The 986-nt window shown below is 36.1% G+C and carries 1 protein-coding gene; it reads right to left on the bottom strand.

The features are described from left to right. Nucleotides 1–134 precede the first annotated feature (134 nt). Nucleotides 135–812: a hypothetical protein gene (locus tag FG384_RS19580; RefSeq protein WP_142644351.1), complete on the bottom strand. Its 678-nt coding sequence runs from the start codon at nt 810–812 to the stop codon at nt 135–137. Between the last annotated feature and the right edge of the window lie 174 nt (nt 813–986).

Here is a 986-nt window from a genome sequence, read left to right as displayed (position 1 = left end):
CTTAAAGGCTAATGTTACCAGTAGCCCTCCAAGACTCGCTACGAGTGAATGGCTAGTTCTTTCTCGGCGGGAATCCCACCCGCTATATGATACGACCTAAGCTCGGCCGCACAAGCACCCGTTAGTTCAATAACTTATAATTCGAGTGCAGGTTGAAATTCAATTGATTTTGCTTGATACATTTTGTCACGATATTCATACACAATTACAAGTTGACCAACAAAGCCAGCTGGAGAAATTTGTGCTGAGATTGTTGCAATAAGTTGATGGTCTTTTACTTCATATTTAATAACACCGCCAAAAGCAATATCCTCAAATAAATTTGTAGGTTTTATTTCTAGAGGCGTTATATCAATGTTGTGTACTTTGTCGCCTATTCTAATTTCCGCTTTTTCTGTTGTTAACTTGGTTTTTACGTTTTTGTAGATAATTGCCATAGGATCATCAACTATCACATCAATCAATCCATTTGTATATCTATAAACATAAACTTCTTGATCTAAAACACCAGTACCATAACCCTTAGTTAAAATTATAATTAACTCTTTCTTCGTGTCTTTATTTATATCTTCGTAAATAATTTTCGGGGCATAGGTAGGATTAGTATCGTTCATCCAATAGGGTCTAAAGTAAGTCTCCCCTTTGAAATCAATTTTAAAATCGCGATAAAGTTCTCCCATTTTTTTTGCATAGACAGTTATATCGTCTTTATCAGATTTTGCTATTACAGTATATCCTTCCATTGTAGCTCCTGCTTTATTAAGGGTAACAACAAGAAGAAATACAATTATAAACATAATGTATCTTTTCATTAGTTCACCACCTAATTTTAGTGTTCCCTAATGATGTTTTCTTATTAAACTAGTCGAGTAGAAGGGAACCTCTCTACCTTGCGGTAGATTGTGTTCCTCCCCCCTCACAGAACCGTGCTTGCGCTATTTACGCACACGGCTCTTCCAAGTCACCATTCACAAAATGTAGCCTAA

Source organism: Psychrobacillus vulpis, from assembly GCF_006861825.1.
In the GTDB taxonomy this organism is placed as follows: Bacteria; Bacillota; Bacilli; order Bacillales_A; family Planococcaceae; genus Psychrobacillus; species Psychrobacillus vulpis.
This window is presented reverse-complemented; position numbering and strand designations above follow the sequence as displayed.

Bases quoted from the DNA above. Each gene is read 5' to 3' on its own strand.
- FG384_RS19580 (WP_142644351.1), bottom strand. From the start codon at position 812: ATGAAAAGATACATTATGTTTATAATTGTATTTCTTCTTGTTGTTACC.